Annotated in this window: 16 protein-coding genes; 4 read left to right on the top strand and 12 right to left on the bottom strand. The window is 68.1% G+C overall.

Annotation, left to right across the window (positions count from 1 at the left end):
* Nucleotides 1-37: 37 nt before the first annotated feature.
* Together QX010_RS29780 and QX010_RS29775 are read right to left on the bottom strand one after the other, a co-directional pair.
* Nucleotides 38-1,315, bottom strand: a complete 1,278-nt coding sequence (locus tag QX010_RS29780; protein WP_316183254.1) for an NAD(P)/FAD-dependent oxidoreductase — start codon at nt 1,313-1,315, stop codon at nt 38-40.
* On the bottom strand, nt 1,308-2,027 hold the full coding sequence (locus QX010_RS29775; RefSeq protein ID WP_316183253.1) for a RibD family protein: 720 nt from the start codon (nt 2,025-2,027) through the stop codon (nt 1,308-1,310). Before QX010_RS29775 ends, QX010_RS29780 begins: the two co-directional genes overlap by 8 nt.
* A 165-nt stretch (nt 2,028-2,192) precedes the next feature.
* Here QX010_RS29775 and QX010_RS29770 point away from each other — a divergent pair, with 165 nt between their 5' ends.
* Complete coding sequence (locus QX010_RS29770; protein ID WP_316183252.1) at nt 2,193-3,719, top strand: alpha/beta hydrolase; 1,527 nt, start codon at nt 2,193-2,195, stop codon at nt 3,717-3,719.
* A gap of 53 nt (nt 3,720-3,772) precedes the next feature.
* Here QX010_RS29770 and QX010_RS29765 read toward each other — a convergent pair whose 3' ends face one another.
* Together QX010_RS29765 and QX010_RS29760 are read right to left on the bottom strand one after the other, a co-directional pair.
* Nucleotides 3,773-3,961, bottom strand: a complete 189-nt coding sequence (locus QX010_RS29765) for a hypothetical protein (protein ID WP_316183251.1) — start codon at nt 3,959-3,961, stop codon at nt 3,773-3,775.
* A 138-nt stretch (nt 3,962-4,099) separates the two neighbouring features.
* On the bottom strand, nt 4,100-5,659 hold the full coding sequence (locus QX010_RS29760; protein ID WP_316183267.1) for a GMC family oxidoreductase: 1,560 nt from the start codon (nt 5,657-5,659) through the stop codon (nt 4,100-4,102).
* A 314-nt stretch (nt 5,660-5,973) separates the two neighbouring features.
* Here QX010_RS29760 and QX010_RS29755 point away from each other — a divergent pair, with 314 nt between their 5' ends.
* On the top strand, nt 5,974-7,080 hold the full coding sequence (locus QX010_RS29755) for an excisionase family DNA-binding protein (RefSeq protein WP_316183250.1): 1,107 nt from the start codon (nt 5,974-5,976) through the stop codon (nt 7,078-7,080).
* Between the two features lie 99 nt (nt 7,081-7,179).
* Nucleotides 7,180-7,533 carry a DUF2200 domain-containing protein gene (locus QX010_RS29750; protein ID WP_315802451.1) on the top strand — a complete coding sequence of 118 codons (354 nt, stop codon included), beginning with the start codon at nt 7,180-7,182 and terminating at the stop codon, nt 7,531-7,533.
* 38 nt (nt 7,534-7,571) lie between these two features.
* On the opposite strand, the gene QX010_RS29745 is transcribed toward QX010_RS29750, so the two are convergent.
* The gene (locus tag QX010_RS29745; protein ID WP_316183249.1) at nt 7,572-8,489 is read right to left on the bottom strand and encodes a PaaI family thioesterase; all 918 of its coding nucleotides are present in this window, start codon (nt 8,487-8,489) and stop codon (nt 7,572-7,574) included.
* Nucleotides 8,490-8,799: 310 nt separating this feature from the next.
* Between QX010_RS29745 and QX010_RS29740 the strand changes: the two genes are divergently transcribed.
* Entirely contained in the window at nt 8,800-9,468 is a 669-nt protein-coding gene (locus tag QX010_RS29740) for a hypothetical protein (protein ID WP_315802449.1), read from the top strand.
* A gap of 56 nt (nt 9,469-9,524) precedes the next feature.
* On the opposite strand, the gene QX010_RS29735 is transcribed toward QX010_RS29740, so the two are convergent.
* The 7 genes from QX010_RS29735 to xylB form a co-directional block, all read right to left on the bottom strand.
* Nucleotides 9,525-11,072: a L,D-transpeptidase gene (locus QX010_RS29735; protein WP_316183248.1), complete on the bottom strand. Its 1,548-nt coding sequence runs from the start codon at nt 11,070-11,072 to the stop codon at nt 9,525-9,527.
* Between the two features lie 297 nt (nt 11,073-11,369).
* On the bottom strand, nt 11,370-12,248 hold the full coding sequence (locus tag QX010_RS29730) for a bifunctional helix-turn-helix transcriptional regulator/GNAT family N-acetyltransferase (protein WP_316183247.1): 879 nt from the start codon (nt 12,246-12,248) through the stop codon (nt 11,370-11,372).
* Between the two features lie 130 nt (nt 12,249-12,378).
* Nucleotides 12,379-13,314 (bottom strand): sugar-binding protein, encoded by a 936-nt coding sequence (locus QX010_RS29725; RefSeq protein WP_315802446.1) that lies wholly within the window; start codon nt 13,312-13,314, stop codon nt 12,379-12,381.
* Between the two features lie 82 nt (nt 13,315-13,396).
* Nucleotides 13,397-14,494 carry an ABC transporter permease gene (locus QX010_RS29720; RefSeq protein ID WP_315802445.1) on the bottom strand — a complete coding sequence of 366 codons (1,098 nt, stop codon included), beginning with the start codon at nt 14,492-14,494 and terminating at the stop codon, nt 13,397-13,399.
* Nucleotides 14,494-15,279 carry an ATP-binding cassette domain-containing protein gene (locus QX010_RS29715; protein WP_316183246.1) on the bottom strand — a complete coding sequence of 262 codons (786 nt, stop codon included), beginning with the start codon at nt 15,277-15,279 and terminating at the stop codon, nt 14,494-14,496. Before QX010_RS29715 ends, QX010_RS29720 begins: the two co-directional genes overlap by 1 nt.
* A gap of 16 nt (nt 15,280-15,295) precedes the next feature.
* Nucleotides 15,296-16,618 carry a xylose isomerase gene (gene xylA / locus QX010_RS29710; RefSeq protein WP_316183245.1) on the bottom strand — a complete coding sequence of 441 codons (1,323 nt, stop codon included), beginning with the start codon at nt 16,616-16,618 and terminating at the stop codon, nt 15,296-15,298.
* Entirely contained in the window at nt 16,615-18,072 is a 1,458-nt protein-coding gene (gene xylB / locus QX010_RS29705) for a xylulokinase (protein ID WP_316183244.1), read from the bottom strand. Before xylB ends, xylA begins: the two co-directional genes overlap by 4 nt.
* Nucleotides 18,073-18,149: the final 77 nt, after the last annotated feature.

Genomic DNA, 18,149 nt, shown 5'->3' with positions numbered 1-18,149 from the left:
CCGCGGGCAGGACCGCGCAACGATGCACGCGGCACGCTCACATCGCGAGGATGCGCCGCGCCGTCCGTTGCCCACTCGCCAGCGCCGCCTCGACCGTTCCCATGTCGCGGCCGCGATACAACGCCTCGCCGGAGATCAGCACCCGTCCGCCATCCCGGCGCGAAAGCGTATCCTGCGCCTCGCGCGAGGTCAGCGTCGCGTAGGAATAGGCGCCGCGCGCGAACGGATCCTTCGCCCAATCCGTGACATGCGACGCGACGAGCTGCCGCTTCAGGGAGCCCACGGGCCGTGAGAAGATGTCCGCGAGCGCCGAAAGCCCTCTTTCGATCAGCGCGTCCTCGTCGCACGCAGCGAAGGCAGCGGCCGGCGGCCCGGCGAGCCAGCCGGTCAGCACCGCGTCATCGTTCGGATGCTGCGTCCACCACACCGGCACGTCGGCATCGGACAGCACGAACAGCATGTCCGAAAGATCCTCGGTCCGGGCCTCGCGCCACCACCGCCGCTCGAAGCGCAGCAGCAGCTTGATGACGTTGCCGAAGCCGATGGTTTCGGCGGCGGCCAATTGCGGACGCATGGAAGGCGGCAGCGCGATGGTTCGCAGCAGCGGCAGCGGCACGGTCAGGATGACGCGATCGCCGCGCTGCGCGCGGCCGTCGGCGCAGCGCACGACGACACCATCATCGGCGCTCTCCACCGCGCGCACCACCGCCTCGAGCTGCATCGCCACGCCATGCGCCCGGCACTCCGCCAGGAGATGATCGAGCAGCGCCGCGTAGCCGCCGACGATGCGCGCCTGAGCGCCGCGCTCGCCGCCCATCCATTCGTCGCGCAGCGCGAACACGCTGGCACGGCCAGGATCGGCGGCGTCATAGCCCTGCACCATCCCGAGCACGGATTTGCGCAGGGCGGCGAACTCCGCACCGGCGAAATGCCGGTCGAGCAGCGCCGTCACGGTCATGTCCTCGTCGAGTTGCCGCGCCACGCGGTGCAACTGGCGCATCTGCCGATCGGCGGGATCGTCGCGCAAGAACGCGCCGTCCGTCACGTACCAGCGCGCGCCATCGACCGGCGTCGAGGCCAGCCCCGCCTCCGCCATCAGCGAATGGGTGACCGGCGCCTCGCCATGGATGAATTCCGCGCCGGCATCCGCGCGATATCCGAACCTGCTCGCGGGCAGCGGATGGATGCGTCCGCCGCAGCGGGCACGCGCTTCCAGCAGCGTCACCCGCTGGCCGGCGCGGGCCAGCTCGCGCGCCGCCATCAGGCCTGCGGCACCGGCACCGACGATGATGATGTGCATTGGCCGCTCAGCCATGACTTGCCTGGGCCGGCATGGCCGAGCCGTTGGTGATCTTGTAGCGCAGCCGCAGCGCGCCGCCCTCCAGCGCCGTGCTGCTTTCGAGCGTCATCGCCGTGATCGGCGCGCGCATGCCGGACTCGGCTTCCGTCGAATCGAACACGCTGGGCGCCCCCTTGGCGCCATCCACCGCCGGACACAGAACGAGGTTGAACTCGTCGACCAGACCGGCGCGCAGGAACGCGCCGTTGGCGCCGCCGCCGCCTTCGAGCAGCAGCCGTTTCACGCCGAGCTCCTGCGCGACGATGTCGAGCACGCGCGAAAGATCGAGCTTCGCCTGCCCAGCGAAAACATAGGACACGCCCTCGCCGCGCAGGCCCGCGAGATGCGCATCGGACACGGCCTCGGTCAGCACGACGACGATCGGATCGCCGCCGATGTCGGAGCGGCCCCAGCAGATCTTGCCATGGGGATCGAGCACGATGCCGTAGGCCTTGGCACCGCGTCGCGCGATCCAATGGGTGCGCGGGAAGCGCTCGGTGGTCTCGGCGGGATAGGCCGAGCCCTTGGCGAATTCCTGGCCGGTGACGCGGCCGATCAGCCAGGCGTCGCCGCCGAGCTGGTCATGCACCTGCTCGAACAGATCGCCCGATCCCTTCGGACGCCAGCGGCTCGGCAACGTGCGGCCGTCGACGCTCGACGCCATCAGGCAGATGACTTCCGGTTTCATGCATCCTCCTTGTCGCCACCAAACGGGGGTCACCGAATATCGGTGCGGCGGCGTTGTCAACGAAGCGGCGTGCGTTTCGTTCGATCGCGGCCACGCCGCTCGCCTGCGGCGTCGTTGTTATGGCGCACATTCCTGCGCTAGTTTCGGCTGCAAACGGAGCCAATCATGGACGCTGCGGCGCGCAGACGGGACGCCATCGGTTTGCGCGGGGCAGCCCTGCTGGCTGCAGCGCTTGCCGGCCTCGCGCTCTGCGTCGCCGGACTCTGGCGCCTCGAAGCCGAGCGCATGGGCATCTCGATCACCCCGCTGCAGGCGGGCTCCACTCCCGTCACCGTCTATCGGCGCGACGGAGCGGCTGCGTCGCCCGTCGTCGTCATTGCCCACGGCTTTGCGGGCTCGCGCCAATTCATGGAGGCCTATGCGCTGACCTTGGCGCGCGCCGGCTATGTCGCGGTCTCGTTCGATTTCGAGGGGCATGGCCGCAATCCGACGCCGATGTCGGGCGACGTCACCCGCATCGACGGCACGACGAGGAAGCTGATGAGCGAGATCGGCCGCGTCACCGACGCCGCGCTGTCCCTGCCGGGCAATGACGGCCGGGTGGCCCTGCTCGGGCACTCGATGGCTTCCGACATCATCGTACGCCAGGCCCTGGCCGACCCACGGATCAGGGCAACGGTGGCGATCTCGATGTTTTCCGAGGCCGTCACGCCGAGCGCGCCGCGCAATCTGCTGATCATCACCGGCGAATGGGAGACGGCCCTGCGCAGGGACGCGCTGCGTAACCTCCGGCTCGCCGATCCCGCCGCGCGCGAGGGCGACACCGTGGGCGATCCCGCGGACAACGGCGGACGCCGCACCGTCGTCGCGCCCGGAGTCGAACACGTGAGCGTGCTGTATTCGACGACCGCGCTGCGCGAGGCGCGCGACTGGCTGGATCGCGTGTTCGGGCGCACCAGCAGCGGGCCGGTGGCGGCGACCGGCGGCCCGATCGCGCTGCTGCTGGCCGGCATCGTACTGTTGGCCTGGCCGTTGGCCGCGCTGCTGCCGAAGGGCGATGCGCCGCCGCCTTCGATTCCGCCGCGTCAGCTTGCGATCGCCACGCTCGTGCCCGCGGCAGTCACTCCGGTCGTGCTGCGATTCGTCGACACGCATTTCCTGCCCGTGCTCGTCGCCGACTACCTCGCCGTTCATCTCTTCGTATACGGCGCGCTGTCGCTGTCGCTGCTGCGCATGCAGGGTGTTCGCTTCGGCCGCGTAGCCCGGCTCGCGGCGCTGGTGCTGGCCGCCTATGGCATCTTCGGTTTCGGTGGCGCGCTCGACCGCTACGTCGCCTCGTTCATGCCGATCGCCGCCCGCCTGCCGATCATCGCGGCGATCGCCGTGGGCGCAGTGCCCTGCATGCTGGCCGACAGCATCGCCAACCAGGGCGGGCACGCCGCGCTGTGGCGCACGGTGTGGATCCGGACCGCGTTGCTGGCCTCGCTCGGCGGCGCGGTCGCGCTCGATTTCAGGCGGCTGTTCTTCCTGCTCATCATCGTCCCGGTGATCGTGCTGTTCTTCGTCGTGTTCGGACTGATCGGCGGCTGCGTCGGCCGCCGGACCGGCTCGCCGATGGCCGAGGGCATCGGTCTCGGCCTGATCCTGGCGTGGTCGCTCGGCGTATCGTTCCCGATGTTCCTGCCGGGATAGCGTGTCCAGACCACGCGGAGCGGTGCATCGTCAGCGAGGCCTGGGCGATCGGGTCAGATGAGAACCAGCACGAGCCGCCTTGGCCCGCCTGAGGACAGCGGCACCGTCTCGCCCTCGATCAGGCGAGCATCTTCGCGCGCGTCCACGCCGTCGCGCGCCTGGAGTTTCGCAGCGCGTCGCCGAAGATAGAGCGCAACGCGCAGGTCGAGCCAGAGCCGGGCATGGATGACCAGCAGGGTCAACTCGTTTGTCATCAAAAATTCTCTTCACAATGGCGGACTGCGATCTCAGGTGAGCATGCCACCTGCAGTCCGACGCGATTGAAATTGCGATCAGACTGGCGACCGGCCCGCCAGAACACGACGGGCCGGCCTGCCGAACTAATTCAGGCCATGCGCCGCCTTGATGATGTCGGCGGCGCGCTCGCCGATGACGACGCACGGCGCCATCGTGTTGCCGCTGGTGATCTCCGGCATGATCGACGCATCGGCAATGCGCAGCCTGTCGATGCCGTAGACCTTCAGCTTGCCGTCCACCACCGACATCGCATCGTGCCCCATCTTGGCCGTGCACGACTGATGCCAGTAGGTAACCGCGGCGTTGCGCACGAAGCTTTCCATCGCGGCCGCGTCACGCTTGCCGGGAAGCGCTTCGCGCTTGACGAGCTTGTTGAAGGCCGGGTCGCCGCCCAGGGCGCGGCACAGCTCGATGTTGGCATAAGCCGCCGCGAGGTCATCCGGATGCGACAGCGTGTTGGCTGCGATGCGGATCGGGTCGTTCGGACCCGGGCCGGACAGATGCAGCGTGCCGCGGCTCTTGGGATGCGCGAGGCCTGCGAACATCGTCCAGCCATGCTCCGGAACGTCCGGCCCCATGGTCTCGGCACTGACCACCGGAAACTCGACCTGGCAGTGGAACATGTCGGGACAAGCGAGGGCCGCATCGCTCTTCCAGTACAGCGTGGCCTCCGAGCCGCCGTGACCGACGTCCTGCGGCTCGCGATATTCGAACACGCAGGCGAACGCGATGTGGTCCTGGTGATTGCGGCCGACGCCCGGCAGATGCTGGATCACCGCAATGCCGTGGCGCCGGAGTTCGTCCTCCGGACCGATGCCGGATTGCATCAGAACCTTCGGCGTGTTGATGGCGCCGAGCGAGAGCACGACTTCACGGCCGGCCATGAACACACACCGTTTCGAATCCTGCATCGCTTCCACGCCGACGACGGAACTGCCGTCGAGGATCAGCCGCGTGACCATCGTATCCGTCAGGACCGTGAGGTTCGGCTGCGCGAGACGCGGGTGCACGTAGGAGCGGTAGATCGACGAGCGCCGTCCATCCTTGATGATCAGGTCGTTGATGGCGGCCCCGCCACGGCCCTCCATCATGGCGCCGTTCGGACTGTCGAACGCCGGCAGACCGAGGGATTGCGCGGCCTCGATCATCGTCAGCGCGACCGGCTGCGGATTGGCCGCAGGTCCCACATGCACCGGCCCGCCGGTGCCGCGCCGCCGCGGGTCGGGAATGCCCTGCCAGCTTTCGATGCGACGATAGATCTCCAGCACCGACTCATAACCCCACGCCGGATCCTGCGCCTCCGCAGCGAAGCGCTCCCAATCGTTGCGATGGCCGCGCGCCCACACCATCACGTTGATGCTCGAGCCGCCGCCCAGCACCTTGCCCATGTTGAGCGGAATGGCCCGCCCGTTCAGATGCGGATTCGGCTCGGCCTGGAAGGCCCAATCGCGCGCCGAGCCGAGATTGAGCGGCCATTGTCCGGGGGTCATGACCTCGGGAACGTCGTCGCTGCCGCCCGCCTCGAGCAGGAGCACGCGAACCGCCGGATCTTCCGCCATCCGTGCGGCCACAACGGAGCCGGACGAGCCGGCGCCGCAGACGATGAAATCGTATCGCCCCGAACTCTCTCCAGGCCTCGCCATGGTGATCCGCTGCGGATCGTCTTCGCGGGTACCGGTCGCCATCATCTACTCCCTTTCCGTTTGAAATGGACTCAACACAGCCACAACGTGCATCTGCGGCCGGACGACACCGAATCTCGGTATCTCAATGCCGCGCTGCGGGATTGAAACTATCAAATCTATCGAATATATCAATATCACCAAATATGATTGTTTTGTGATCGGAGGAACGCGCCTGCGTTTGAACCGAAGCGGACCCTGCGGCGATCCACGCGCGGGCGCGGGCCGTTCAGCGGGGGCTGCAAACGATGCGGCGAGCCGATACGGTGCAGTCCATGGAGAAGGACGTTCTGACGACATCCGAGGCGGCGAAGCTGCTGGGGATTTCCGTGCGCACGGCGCAGTTGCTGATCGAGGGCGGCACGCTGACCTCATGGAAGACGCCAGGAGGGCACCGCCGGGTCTACCGCACCGAGGTCGAAGCGCTCATCGCCCGCACCAAGCCCGCCCTTGTCCTGGAATCCGCGCTCGTCATCGTCGTGTGCTCGCCGGACCGCCGGGCGGCCTACGAAGCGATGCTGGCGGCGGTGCCGGAATGCACCGTCGCGATCCATGAGGATGTCCACACCGCGGCCTTCGTCATCGGCTCGCGGCTGCCGGCCGCGGTGATCGTCGACCTCGACGACGCCTATGCCGACCGGCTGGGGTTCCTGAAGCACATCGACATGACTCCCGCGTTCGGCGCGATCGCCGTGTTTGCATCGGCAGGCGCCGGTGTGATCGCGCGCGGCGATCTCGCCGCCTTGCGGCGCGTGACCGTGACGCCGCCCGACCAGTTGGCGGCTGCGTTGCACGGCGTATTGAAGGACAAGGAGGGGCCCCGTGACATCGTGGTGGACGGCGCGTCCTTTCCGCTCGCCCCCAATGAAGGCCGGCGTCTGGCGGCGCTGAAGCGCTCAGGCCTGGTCGACACCGCGCCGGAAGACGCCTTCGACCGCCTGACCTGGCTTGCGAGCCGCAGCCTCAAGGCGCCGGTGGCGCTGCTGACACTGCTGACCAACAGCCGCCAATGGTTCAAGTCGCGTGTCGGGCTGGAGATGACGGAGACGCCGCGAAGCTGGTCGTTCTGCAACCATACCATTCTGCAGAAGGGCGTGTTCGCCGTGGACGACCTGGCCCGCGAGCCCCCGTTCGACACCAATCCCGCCGTCGCCGGCGCTCCGCATTTTCGCTTCTACGCCGGCGCCCCCGTCACCGACCCGGACGGCTTCGCCGTCGGCGCGCTTTGCGTCATCGACTACGAACCGCGCAGGCTCGACGCCGAGCAGGAAAAGACGCTGCTCGCGCTGGCGGCGCTGGCGTCCGACGAGATCCGGCTGCGCGCCACCGACCGGCAATTGCGCTGGGCATTGGACTCGCTCGACCGGCAGACAAAATCCTGACGACGGGCAGCCCCGCGCCGGTTAGCTTCGGCGGCGCTGGCACACCGAATTCGCGCAGTTCCGTGCTGCATGGGCGCCAGACTCGGACAGGGGGTGGTCATGGCGAAACACCGCATCTACACGACGAGCTTCGCGAGCGTGTACCGGCTCTACGTCGCGAAGGGGGAAAAGAAAGGACGAACCAAGGCCGAGGTCGATCAGATCATCTGCTGGCTGACGGGCTACGATCAGAAACAGCTCGACGCCGAGGTGGACCGACAGACGGACTTCGAGACCTTCTTTACGCGGGCGCCGGCCATGAATCCGGCGCGCTCCCTGATCAAGGGCGTGGTCTGCGGCGTCCGCGTGGAGGACGTCGAGGAGCCGACGATGCGCGAAATCCGCTACCTGGACAAGCTGGTCGATGAGCTGGCGCGCGGAAAGGCGATGGACAAGATCCTGCGCACGCCGTGAGCGCCAAGCGCGCGGCGGCGGTCGTGCAAACCCAAGCCTCAGTCCTGCTCCTGCCCCGGCGCCTGCCGCAGCATGAAATGCCCGAATGCGGTGGCAATCGGCTTCGTATCATCGTCCTGCCAGGCGCGGGCCTCGAAGGCGACGACGCGGCGGCCCTGCTTGACGATCGACGCCGATGCGATGCTGTCGAGCGCGCGCCCCGAACGGAGATAGTTGATGGTGAGGCCGATCGGCTTCGGCGGCGCCGACGCGCCGAGCTCGCGCATCACGGTGATGATCGCCGCGGTTTCGAGGAATGCGCCGGTCATGCCGCCGTGGATCGCCGGCAACACGGGATTGCCGATGATCTGCTGCGAGAACGGCATCATCAGCGTCTCGTTCTCGGCGAGACGAATGCCGAGACAGCGCGCGAACGGACTGGTGGCGAACGGCCCCGTCGGATCCTTAGGCGCCTCGAGCGGTGGCGGCGCGCCGTTGAACGCCGGGCGATCGGTCAGCATGTTGGTGCGGTTGGCGCCGATCATGAAACAGGCCGTCGCGGTCGCGACCGGTTCGCTTTCTTCCTCCTGATAGGCGGTGGCGCGCACGAAGGCGATCGAGCGCGTGACGCGGAAGCATACGGCATGCGCCTTGATGTCGAGCCCGGGGGTCGCCGGCTTCTGATAGTCGATGCGCAGATCGAGCGTGGCGATCGCCCGGCTGCCGTCGAGCGCGAGCTGCACCGCCATTCCGCAGCTCTCGTCGAGCATCGCCGTGACCACGCCGCCGTGGATGACGCCGGTCTCGCTGTCGCCGACGAACACGGGACGATAAGGCAGGGTCGACCAGGCCTCGCCGGGCGCGAAGCGGTCCATCCTGAGCCCGCTGATATGGCCATAGACCGAGCGGCGATTCCTGATGGCCTCGGCGAGCGCGTCGAATGCCGGCGGTGCGGCGGTGGGCGGAATGTGGGACATGCGCGATTTAGAGCATGATCGCACGGAGGCACGAAGTCTTTTTCCGGCACATCTGCTTTGTGTGCGAACGATCCGCCCCGGACCACCGCTGCTCCCGCCTCCGCACCGTTCTGCACCGCCGACGACGTTCACGACGCGCGCCGCGAGACCGACGTGCAGCAGCGCGCACCGCACGGCCTTGCAGCTCGGCGCCGGGACCGCATTCCGCAAAACTACGTGGATGAAATGTTCCACCGGCGCGGCGCGCTTAGAACATTGGCAACCTTAATATGATCATAATTGTCTCCATCAAATCCCGGAGACCCCGTCGATGCGCAGATCCACCAAGACGCCGGACGCCCCGCCGAGCAGCGGCACGGCCTCTCTACGAATTGTCCTGAGCCTGGCGCTCGTTGCCAGCGCCGGCGCGATGTGGTGGAGCAGCGGCGGCGCCAACAGCTTCTCCTTCGGTAACGGAGCGCCTTCGCTCGAGACCCGCGTCGCCACGCTGACATCGGAGCTGGCGCAGCTCAAGGCCGAGACCGCCCAGTTGCGCGACCGCCAGAGCGACACCTCCGGCGAGCTCATGCAATTGCGCGCCAGCCTCACCACGACCGAGACCGGCCTGGCCACTCTGCGCACCGCCGCCGACGAGACCGAGGCGCGCCGCCGCGATACGGCCGACAAGATCGAGTCCGATCTCGCGCTGCTGAAGCGCCAGGCAGTCCGCCTCCGCGGCGCCCAGGAAGATGCGGCGACCGAGCTGAGCGGGCTGCGCACCGCCGCCGCGAACAGCGACATGTCCATCGAGCAGCTCCGGACCTCCACCGGCGAGATGCGTCAGCAGTTGGCGCGCATCGAGACCGCGCGCGAAGCGACCAGCTCGATCTCCCGCAGGCCTCACCGTGTCAGGCGCGTAGCGCGCGCGGCCGAGGCGCAGCACGAGCCGCAGCCCTTCCTGATGCAGTGGCCCGGCGTCCTCCCCGCAGGCCGCAACTGATTTGAAGTGCCACCCGGCCTGACCCGCGAATCGCGGTCAGGCATCAGCCCGGCTGGTCACCACCAGCCCGGCTGCACCGGCCGGTAGTAGGTCGGAGGCGGCCCGCGACGACGCGGCGCCGCGACGGGCTGGCCATCCCAGCTGCGCTGGAAGAAGCTGCCGAAGCCGTCGTCATATTCGTCCCCGCTGGCGACGACATCGGCATTGGTCGTCGGCCGCCGCGTGATGAAGCCGCCCTGCGGCTGGTTGCTCAGCACCGCCACGAACTCGGTCCGGTAGTTGGTCTCGCTCGACAGCGGCTCGTCCGAGACGATGATCGAGGAGCGCGGCACCGCCGTCGGCGCGATGCGGTCGAGCACGTCCTTCGGAATGGTGATGCGGTCGAGCGCGTCCTTGGCGGTGTCGCCGTCGTCGATGGTCACCGCCGTCCAGCGCAGCCCCGCGCCGTCCTGCGCCACCGCGGTGAACACATGCGTTCCGATCGGCCGGTCGGGATCACGGATGGTCACCGGGGCCTCGATCGAGGTGTCGAACACCTCGCCGCCGCCATCGGGGGCCGGCTTGTGCGTGTTGCGCCTGACATAGAGCATCTGCGTCGACCGGCTGATATAGACCGAGACCGGCTCGGTCGCGAGCCTGGCGTCGGTCGCGGCCTTGCTCGTCTCGGTCTTCCTGGCCGCCGCCGCCTTGGCGGCGTCCTTGGTCGAGGTCGCCGCTGCGAGCTTCACGGTCGCGTCCGACTTCGCGGCCTCGAGCTGCGCTGCCGCGTCGGTCGCCTTGGCGGCGGCCTTCTGCTTCGCATCCTCGGCCAGCGTCCTGGCCTGATCGGTCTTGGCGGCAGCCAGCTTCCTGTCGGCGAATTTGAGCTCGGCCTCGGCGCGTGCCTTGGCCTGCTCCAGCTTGCGCAAGGACGTCTTCAGCGCCTTGGCCTCGCGCTCGGCCGCGGCGGCCGCCGCCTTGGCCTCGTCGGCGCTCTTGGCGGCGTCCTCGGCTTCGTGGCCAAGCGTCGCGGCCCGCGAGGGCACCGCGGCGAGCGCCTGCGCATTTGGTACGAACAAGGCGGGATGGGAGAACTCGACCGGCGCCGGGTCACCCGGCGCGATGATCACCCGCATGCCGATCCAGGTCCGGTCGAACAGCTTCTCGGCAAAGCCATAGGGCATGCGGACGCAGCCATGCGAGGCGGCATAGCCAGGCAGCGGCCCGCCGTGCAGCGCCACACCATTCCAGGTGATGCGCTGCATGTTCGGCATCCAGGCATCGTCGTAGAGCGTCGAGTGGTGGTCCTTGTCCTTCTCGATGATGGCGAACACGCCGGCCGGCGTCTCGCGGCCGGAGACGCCGGTCGAGACCGGCGCGCGCCAGATCCAGCCATCGGCGTCGTAGAACGTCACCTTCTGCGCCTTGATGGACACGATCGCCATGATCGGATCGCCATGCGCGCGCGGCGCCGTCGCCTCGGTCACCGGCGCCGGACGCGCCTGCCGTGCACCAGCCTCGGATCCGGCCAGCGCCAGCACGGTGGCAGCCGCGAGAGTCGTCAGGAGCGCTCCCCGACGCCGCATCGCTGCAAGGTTCTGAGCCGCCGTGGATCGTGTCACCATGCTGTTTCCCGAATCGTCATTGCTGTTCCGCCGGCGCGATCGGCGCAGGACGATCTATACGCTCGATCATGTCTTGGGGTGAAGTGAGGCGAAGGCGCGTCCTGATGTCATCGACATTCCGCTCGCCGCAATTGGGGCAGGATCGGGCAACGAATCGGACTCGGGACGCGCCCTTCCGTAGCACGCCCCCAAGACCCGCATTCCACCACCCCACCGGTTGCCCATCGCTTAACGCCGAACAGGGCGATCGGGTCCGTGGCTCGGCCTGGAGAACGGCGAGGCGCAGGCGCCGCGAGATCAATCTGAAATCCGCTTCTCGAAGAACAGGTCCGGATAGGGGTCGTCGTTGAAGCGGTCGATCTCGGTCCAGCCGGTGCGGCGATAGAGCTGCATGGCCTCGGCGAGCGCGCTGTTGGTGTCGAGGCGAAGAAGGCTGATCGAAAGCTTGCGCGCAGCCGCTTCGGCCGCATCCATCAGGCGGCGGCCGAGGCCGAGGCCGCGCGCGGCGGGCGCGACCCAGAGCCGCTTGATCTCGGCGGCATCGCCGCCGCTGCCCTTCAGCCCGACGCAGCCGAGCGGCAGGCCGTCCGACAACGCGACGAAGAAGGCGCCGCGCGGCGCCATCATGTCCAAGGCGTCGGGATCGCGCGACAGCGAAACATCGAAGCCGCGCTCGAAACGGCGTGACAGCTCGGCGTAGTATTCGCCGAGGCAGTAGCGCGCCTGCTCGCTCCTGGGATCGGTCTCCTCGATGGTGATGCGGCTGCGCCCGAGCGCGGCCGCGACCATGTCCATCGCGGCAAGCAACGCCTGGGGCTGGCCATGGCGCGCCAGCATCGATTCCGCCTGGGCATTGGAGAGCGTCTCATAGGCGTCGAATTCGCGCCGGCCGGCGGCCGTGAGCCTGGCGACGCGGCGGCGCGCGTCGTCGGGATGCGGCCGGGTCGTTACCAGCCCCTCCTCCTCCAGGCCGCGCAGCAGCCGGCTCATCAGCCCGGAATCGAGCGCGAGATAGTCGCGCAGCTCGGCGACGTCGCTACGGCCATGGCCGATCGCGTTGAGCACGCGGGCCGCGCCGAGCGGCCGACCGCGCCCGAGGAAGGAGGTGTCGAGCGCGCCGACCTCCGAGGTGACGGCGCGGTTGAAGCGGCGGACGCGGGAGATTGGGTCCAGCATGATACCTGACTTAAGTCAGACATCTCGCTATGTCAACGCGGAGACAATCACGCCGACTGCAAACAAAAAGGGCGGCCCAGCCGCCGGCCGAAGCCGGATGCCGGACCGCCAGGTTTTCCCCGGGAGGAACTCAGTTCAGAAGCTTGGCGACGTTGTCCTTGGTGACGAGGTCGAGACCCGTGTAGATCACCTCAGGCACCTTCTCGCCCTTCTTGATCGCGAGCAGCGTGTCCATCGCCTTCTCGCCCATCTCGAACGGACGCTGGCCGGTCAGCGCGTTGGAATAGCCGTCGCGCAGCAGCTCGAGCTGCATCTTCAGCGTGTCGGCCACGACCAGCGTCAGCTTGCCGGCGTCGATGTCCTTCTTGTTCTTGTTGACGAAGGCCTTGTAGCCCTCGGGTGCGAACATCGGCCAGCCGCCGATCGGCACGATCGCGCCGAGGTCCGGCGTCGCGGTGCGCAGGTCGGCCATCTGCTGCACGGCGAGCGCGGGATCGTCGTTGCAGAAGGTCGGCGAACCGGCCACTTCCGTCCACTTCGAGCCCTTCAGCGCCTCGCGCACGCCGTCGACACGCTCGGCGAGGTTCTTGGCGCCGGGACCGCCGGAGACGATGGCGTACTTGCCGCCGTCAGGCCGGAGCTCCCGCAGCTGCTTGCCGAGCGCGAGGCCGAAGTCCTTGTTGTTGGTGCCGATATAGGCGAGGCGCTTGGAGCCCGGCGCATCGGCGTCGAAGGTGATGACGGGAATGCCGGCGGCGGTCGCCGCCTCGATCGATTTCGTCATCGATGGAACGTCGGCGACCGAGATGGCGAGACCGTCGACCTTCTGGGTGATGAAGTCCTGGATGATCTGCGCCTGCGTGGCCGGCTCGTGCTCGACCGGGCCCTTGTAGATGCACTCGACATTGCCGAGCTCCTTGGCGCGCTTCAAACAGCCGTCGCGCGCGACGTCGAAGAACGGGTTGTTCATCGCCTTCGGCACGATGGCGAAGCGGTACTTGGTCTCGGCCTGCGCCGGGGCCAGCATGATCGCGAGCGACGCGACCGCAAAGAGCAGCTTCTTCATGGGTTCCCTCCTCCATGTCTATCCCTGATGATTGTCTGTTCCGGGTGAGGATAGACGTGATTGTCATCCCGGCCAGTATTCGTCACAGCAGGCGGGCGCGGATGCGGTCGACCAGCACGGCGGCGATGATGATCACGCCGACCAGGGTCTGCTGCCAGTAGGAGTTGACCTGCGCCAGCACCAGGCCGTTCCGGATCACCTCGAGCAGCACGCAGCCGACGATGGCGCCGAGCGGGCCGCCGAGGCCGCCGGCGAGGTTGGCGCCGCCGATCACGGCCGCCGCGATCACGTTGAGCTCGTAGGACGTTGCCATGTTGGCAGGCGCCGAGCCGAGCCAGCCGGAGATGATGATGCCCTGCAGGCCGGCTGCCAGCGCGCCGATCACATAGACCTCGATCTTCACGCGGGGCACGGAGACGCCGGTGAGCTCCGCGGCCTTCTCGTTGCCGCCGATCGCGAACACGTGGCGGCCGAACGCGGTGTGGTGCAGCACCAGCGCCATCACCAGCGCCAGCGCCATCAGATAGATGAAGGGCGCCGGCACGCCGTACACGTCACCCTGCGTCAGCGCGTAGAAATAATCGGCGTCCGGCCCGCCGGGGAAGCTGCCCTTGCCGTTCGAGATCACGTAGCTCAGGCCGCGCACGATCGAGAGCATGCCGAGCGTGGTCACGAACGGCGACAGCCCGAGCAAGGCGATGCAGACGCCGTTGATGAGGCCGACGACCAGCGAGACCGCAAGGCCGGCCAGCACCGAGACGATCAGGATCAGGCCGGGCACGTTGGCGACGACGGTCTTGCCGTCCGCGGCGAGATGCACGAACAGCGAGGACAACGGCATGCCCGGCGTCGACAGCGTCGTCATCACCATCGAGGTGATCATCGCCGCGAAGCACATCATCGAGCCGACCGACAGGTCGATGCCGCCGGTGATGATGACGAAGGTGATGCCGAGGGTGGCGATGGCGATGAAGGAGAAGTTCTTGGCGACGTTCTGCAGATTGCCTTCGGTCAGGAAATAGGGACTGGCGAAGCTCATCACGATGATGAGGGCGATGAGCGCCAGCGTGACGTAGGCCGTCTGCGAGGCGAACACGCCGCGATGCCACCATCTGATGGCGCCGACATTGGTGAAGGTGACGTCGGTGCCGGCGGAGCTGGTCTCGGATGGAACGGACATCACGCCGCCTCCTTGGCGCCGGTGATCAGCGCGGTCACTTCCTCGGGGCTGGTCTCGCCGACCGGCTTGTCGGCCTTCTTCTCGCCGCGGCGCATCACCACGACGCGATCGCAGACCGCGAAGATGTCGGGCATGCGGTGCGAGATCAGGATCACCGCGATGCCCTGCTCCTTCAGCCGATGGATCAGGCTCAGCACCTGCTCGACCTGGCGCACCGAGATCGCCGCGGTCGGCTCGTCCATCATCACCAGCTTGGCGTTCGACAGCCGCGTGCGCGCGATCGCCACCGCCTGGCGCTGGCCGCCCGACATGTCCTTGACGAGATCGTGCGGCCGCGTCTCGGAGCGCAGCTCGCGGAACAGCTCCAGCGCGCGCGCCTCCATGCCCTTGTGGTCGAGCAGCACGAGGGGACCGAAATTGCGTTTCAGCTCGCGGCCGAGAAACACGTTGGCGGCGGCGGTGAGATTGTTGGCGAGCGCGAGGTCCTGGTACACGACCTCGATGCCGACGCTGCGCGAATCCATCGGGCGATGGAAATGCACCTCGCGGCCGCCGAAATGGATGGCGCCCTGGCTCGGCGGAAAGTTGCCGGCGATGATACGCACCAGGGTCGACTTGCCGGCACCGTTGTCGCCCATCAGGCCGACAACCTCGCCGGCGCCGATTGTCAGATCCACGCCCTGCAGCGCGCGGATCGCGCCGAACTGCTTGCCGAGGCCCTTCAGCTCCAGCACCGGCTGCGCGGCGGTGCTCATCGCGGCGCGCCCAACCTCGTTCGTGGACATGCGCAGGCTGCTGTCGTCAGACATAGCGGTTCACCACGCTTTCGAGATATTCCTGCCGGCCGGAGCGCGGCTGCGGATCGAGGCCGGTGTCGGCGGCGCGGTCGGCGAGTTCGGCAAGCGAGCGGCGGCCGGCGAGGATCGCCTGCCCCTCCTCGCCGTCCCAGCCGGCGTAGCGGGCTGCGAGCGGCGCCGTCAGCGCACTGTCGGTCAGCATCTCGTCGGCCGCGATCAGCGCCCGCGCGCAGGCGTCCATCGAGCCGACATGGGCGTGCAGCAGATCATCCGGATCGATCGACTGCCGCCGGATCTTGGCATCGAAGTTCAGCCCGCCGGTGGTGAAGCCGCCGGCCTTGAGCATGTCGTGGAACACCAGCGCCAGCTCCGGCACGTTCATCGCGAACTGGTCGGTGTCCCAGCCCAAGAGATCGTCGCCGCGGTTGATGTCGAGCGAGCCGAACACGCCGAGCGCCTGCGCCAGTGCGATCTCGTGCTGGAACGAATGGCCGGCGAGGATGGCGTGGTTCTGCTCGATGTTGAGCTTGACGTCGTCGAGCAGGTCATAGCGCTGCAGGAAGCCGTAGCAGGTGGCGACATCGAAATCATACTGGTGCTTGGTCGGCTCCTTCGGCTTCGGCTCGATCAGCAGCGGGCCCTTGAAGCCGATCTTGTGCTTGTGCTCGACGACCATCGAGACGAAGCGGCCGAGCTGATCGAGCTCGCGCTTCATGTCGGTGTTGAGCAGGGTCTCATAGCCCTCGCGGCCGCCCCACAGCACGTAGTTGGCGCCGCCGAGGCGGTGCGTCAGCTCGAGCGCGGCGCGCACCTGCCCGGCGGCATAGGCGAAGACATCGGGATCCGGATTGGTCGCGGCGCCCGCCATGTAGCGGCGGTGCGAGAACAGATTGGCCGTGCCCCATAGCAGCCGTACCTTGGCAGACGCCATCTTCTGCTCGAACAGGTCGCCGATCGCATTGAGATTGGCGACCGACTCCTTCAGCGTCGCCCCTTCCGGCGCCGCGTCGACGTCGTGGAAGGTGAAGAACGGCACGTCGAGCAGCCGGAACAAGTCGAACGCGACATCGGCCTTGGCGCGCGCCATCGCCAGCGCATCGTCGCCATGCTGCCACGGCCGCAGGAAGGTCTCGCCGCCGAACGGATCGCTGCCCGGCCAGCAGAACGAATGCCAGTAGCAGACCGCGAAGCGCAGATGATCCTCCATCCGCTTGCCCCGGATGACACGGTCCTTGTCGTACCAGCGGAACGACAGCGGGCTGCGTGACTCGGGCCCGACATAGCTGACGGTCGCGCCGGTCTGGAAGAAGGGAGCCTGGACGTTCACGAGATGCACTCCTTGAGAGCGGGATAGAGCTTGCGCCATTGCGCGTAGGCGTCGTCGTAGGCGGCGCGCTGCGGCGCGCGGGGTTCGAAACTCTGCAGCCGCTGTGGCTTGCGGCAGACATCGGCCGGGGCTTCGTCGGTCGCGGCCAGACGGCCGAGCCTGGACGCACCGATGGCGGCGCCGACCTCGCCCTCCTCGACGCGATGCACGGTGACGCCGAGCACGTCGGCCATGATCTGCGCCCACAACAAAGAGCGCGAGCCGCCGCCGACGAGATCGAGCTCTGTGATCGGCTGCGCGCTGCGCGCGAGCGCGGCGAACATGTCGCGTGAGGCGAACGCCACGCCCTCCAGCACCGCCTGCACGAGATCAGCGCGGCCGGCGGCGCTGCGCAGCCCGACCAGGGCGCCGGCGGCATGGGCATCGTTGTGCGGCGTGCGCTCGCCGTCGAGATAAGGCAGGAACTGCACCGGGCTCGGACGTTCGACGCTGATACCGAGCGGCGCCAGCAGCGCGGCTTCCGGCGTCTCGAGAATGCGCGCCAGCCACGCCAGCGAGGCCGCGGCCGACAGCATCACGCCCATCTGATGCCAGAGACCGCCGAGCGCATGGCAGAACGCATGCACGGCCGCTTCCGGCACCGGCGCGAAGCGGTCGGTCACCCGGAACAGCACGCCCGATGTGCCGAGCGACAGGAATGCATCGCCGGGCGTGATGGCGCCGAGCCCGATCGCGCTCGCCGCGTTGTCGCCGGCGCCGCCCGCGATCACGACGACAGCGCCCATGCCCCAGCGCCGCGCCAGCTCGGGCGACAACACGGCGCTGCGCTCATTGCCCTCGACCAGGCGCGGCATGTGATCGAGACCGAGCCCGGTCGCCGCCAGCAGTTTCTCCGACCAGCGCCGCGCGCCGACGTCGAGCCACAGGGTGCCGGCCGCATCCGACATGTCCTCGACCATCTCGCCGGACAGCCGATAGCGCACATAGGCCTTCGGCAGCAGCACTTTCGCGACCTCGGCAAATATCCTCGGCTCGTGCTTCGCCACCCAGACGAGCTTCGGCGCGGTGAAGCCGGGCATCGCGAGGTTGCCGGCGATCGCATGCAGTTCGGGGCAGCGGCGTTCGAGCTCGGCGCATTCGGCTTGCGAGCGGCCGTCATTCCACAGGATCGCCGGCCGCAGCGGCCGGCCGTCGCGGTTCAGCAACGTCGCGCCGTGCATCTGGCCGGACAGGCCGATGCCGCTGACGGCAGCGGTCTCGCGCGGACGCTCCCGCGCGAGATCATCGACCGCGCCGATGACGGCCTCGACCCAATGATCCGGATTCTGCTCGGACCACAGCGGCTGCGGATGCGACAGCGCCAGCGGACGCCCGGCGCTTGCGATCAGCGCGCCCGCCTCGTCCTCCAGCACGGCCTTCACGCCGGATGTGCCGACATCCAGTCCGAGAAACACGACTCCACTCCTCCCACCGACCGCCAGGCGCTTCGGCGATCTGCTGTCGCCTCGAAACCAGCACCTCGGTCTTTCTC

The sequence above is a fragment of the Bradyrhizobium sp. SZCCHNRI1009 genome, from assembly GCF_032487575.1.
In the GTDB taxonomy this organism is placed as follows: Bacteria; Pseudomonadota; Alphaproteobacteria; order Rhizobiales; family Xanthobacteraceae; genus Bradyrhizobium.
Note: the sequence above shows the minus strand (reverse complement) of the source record. Positions and strands in the feature narration are given on the sequence as shown.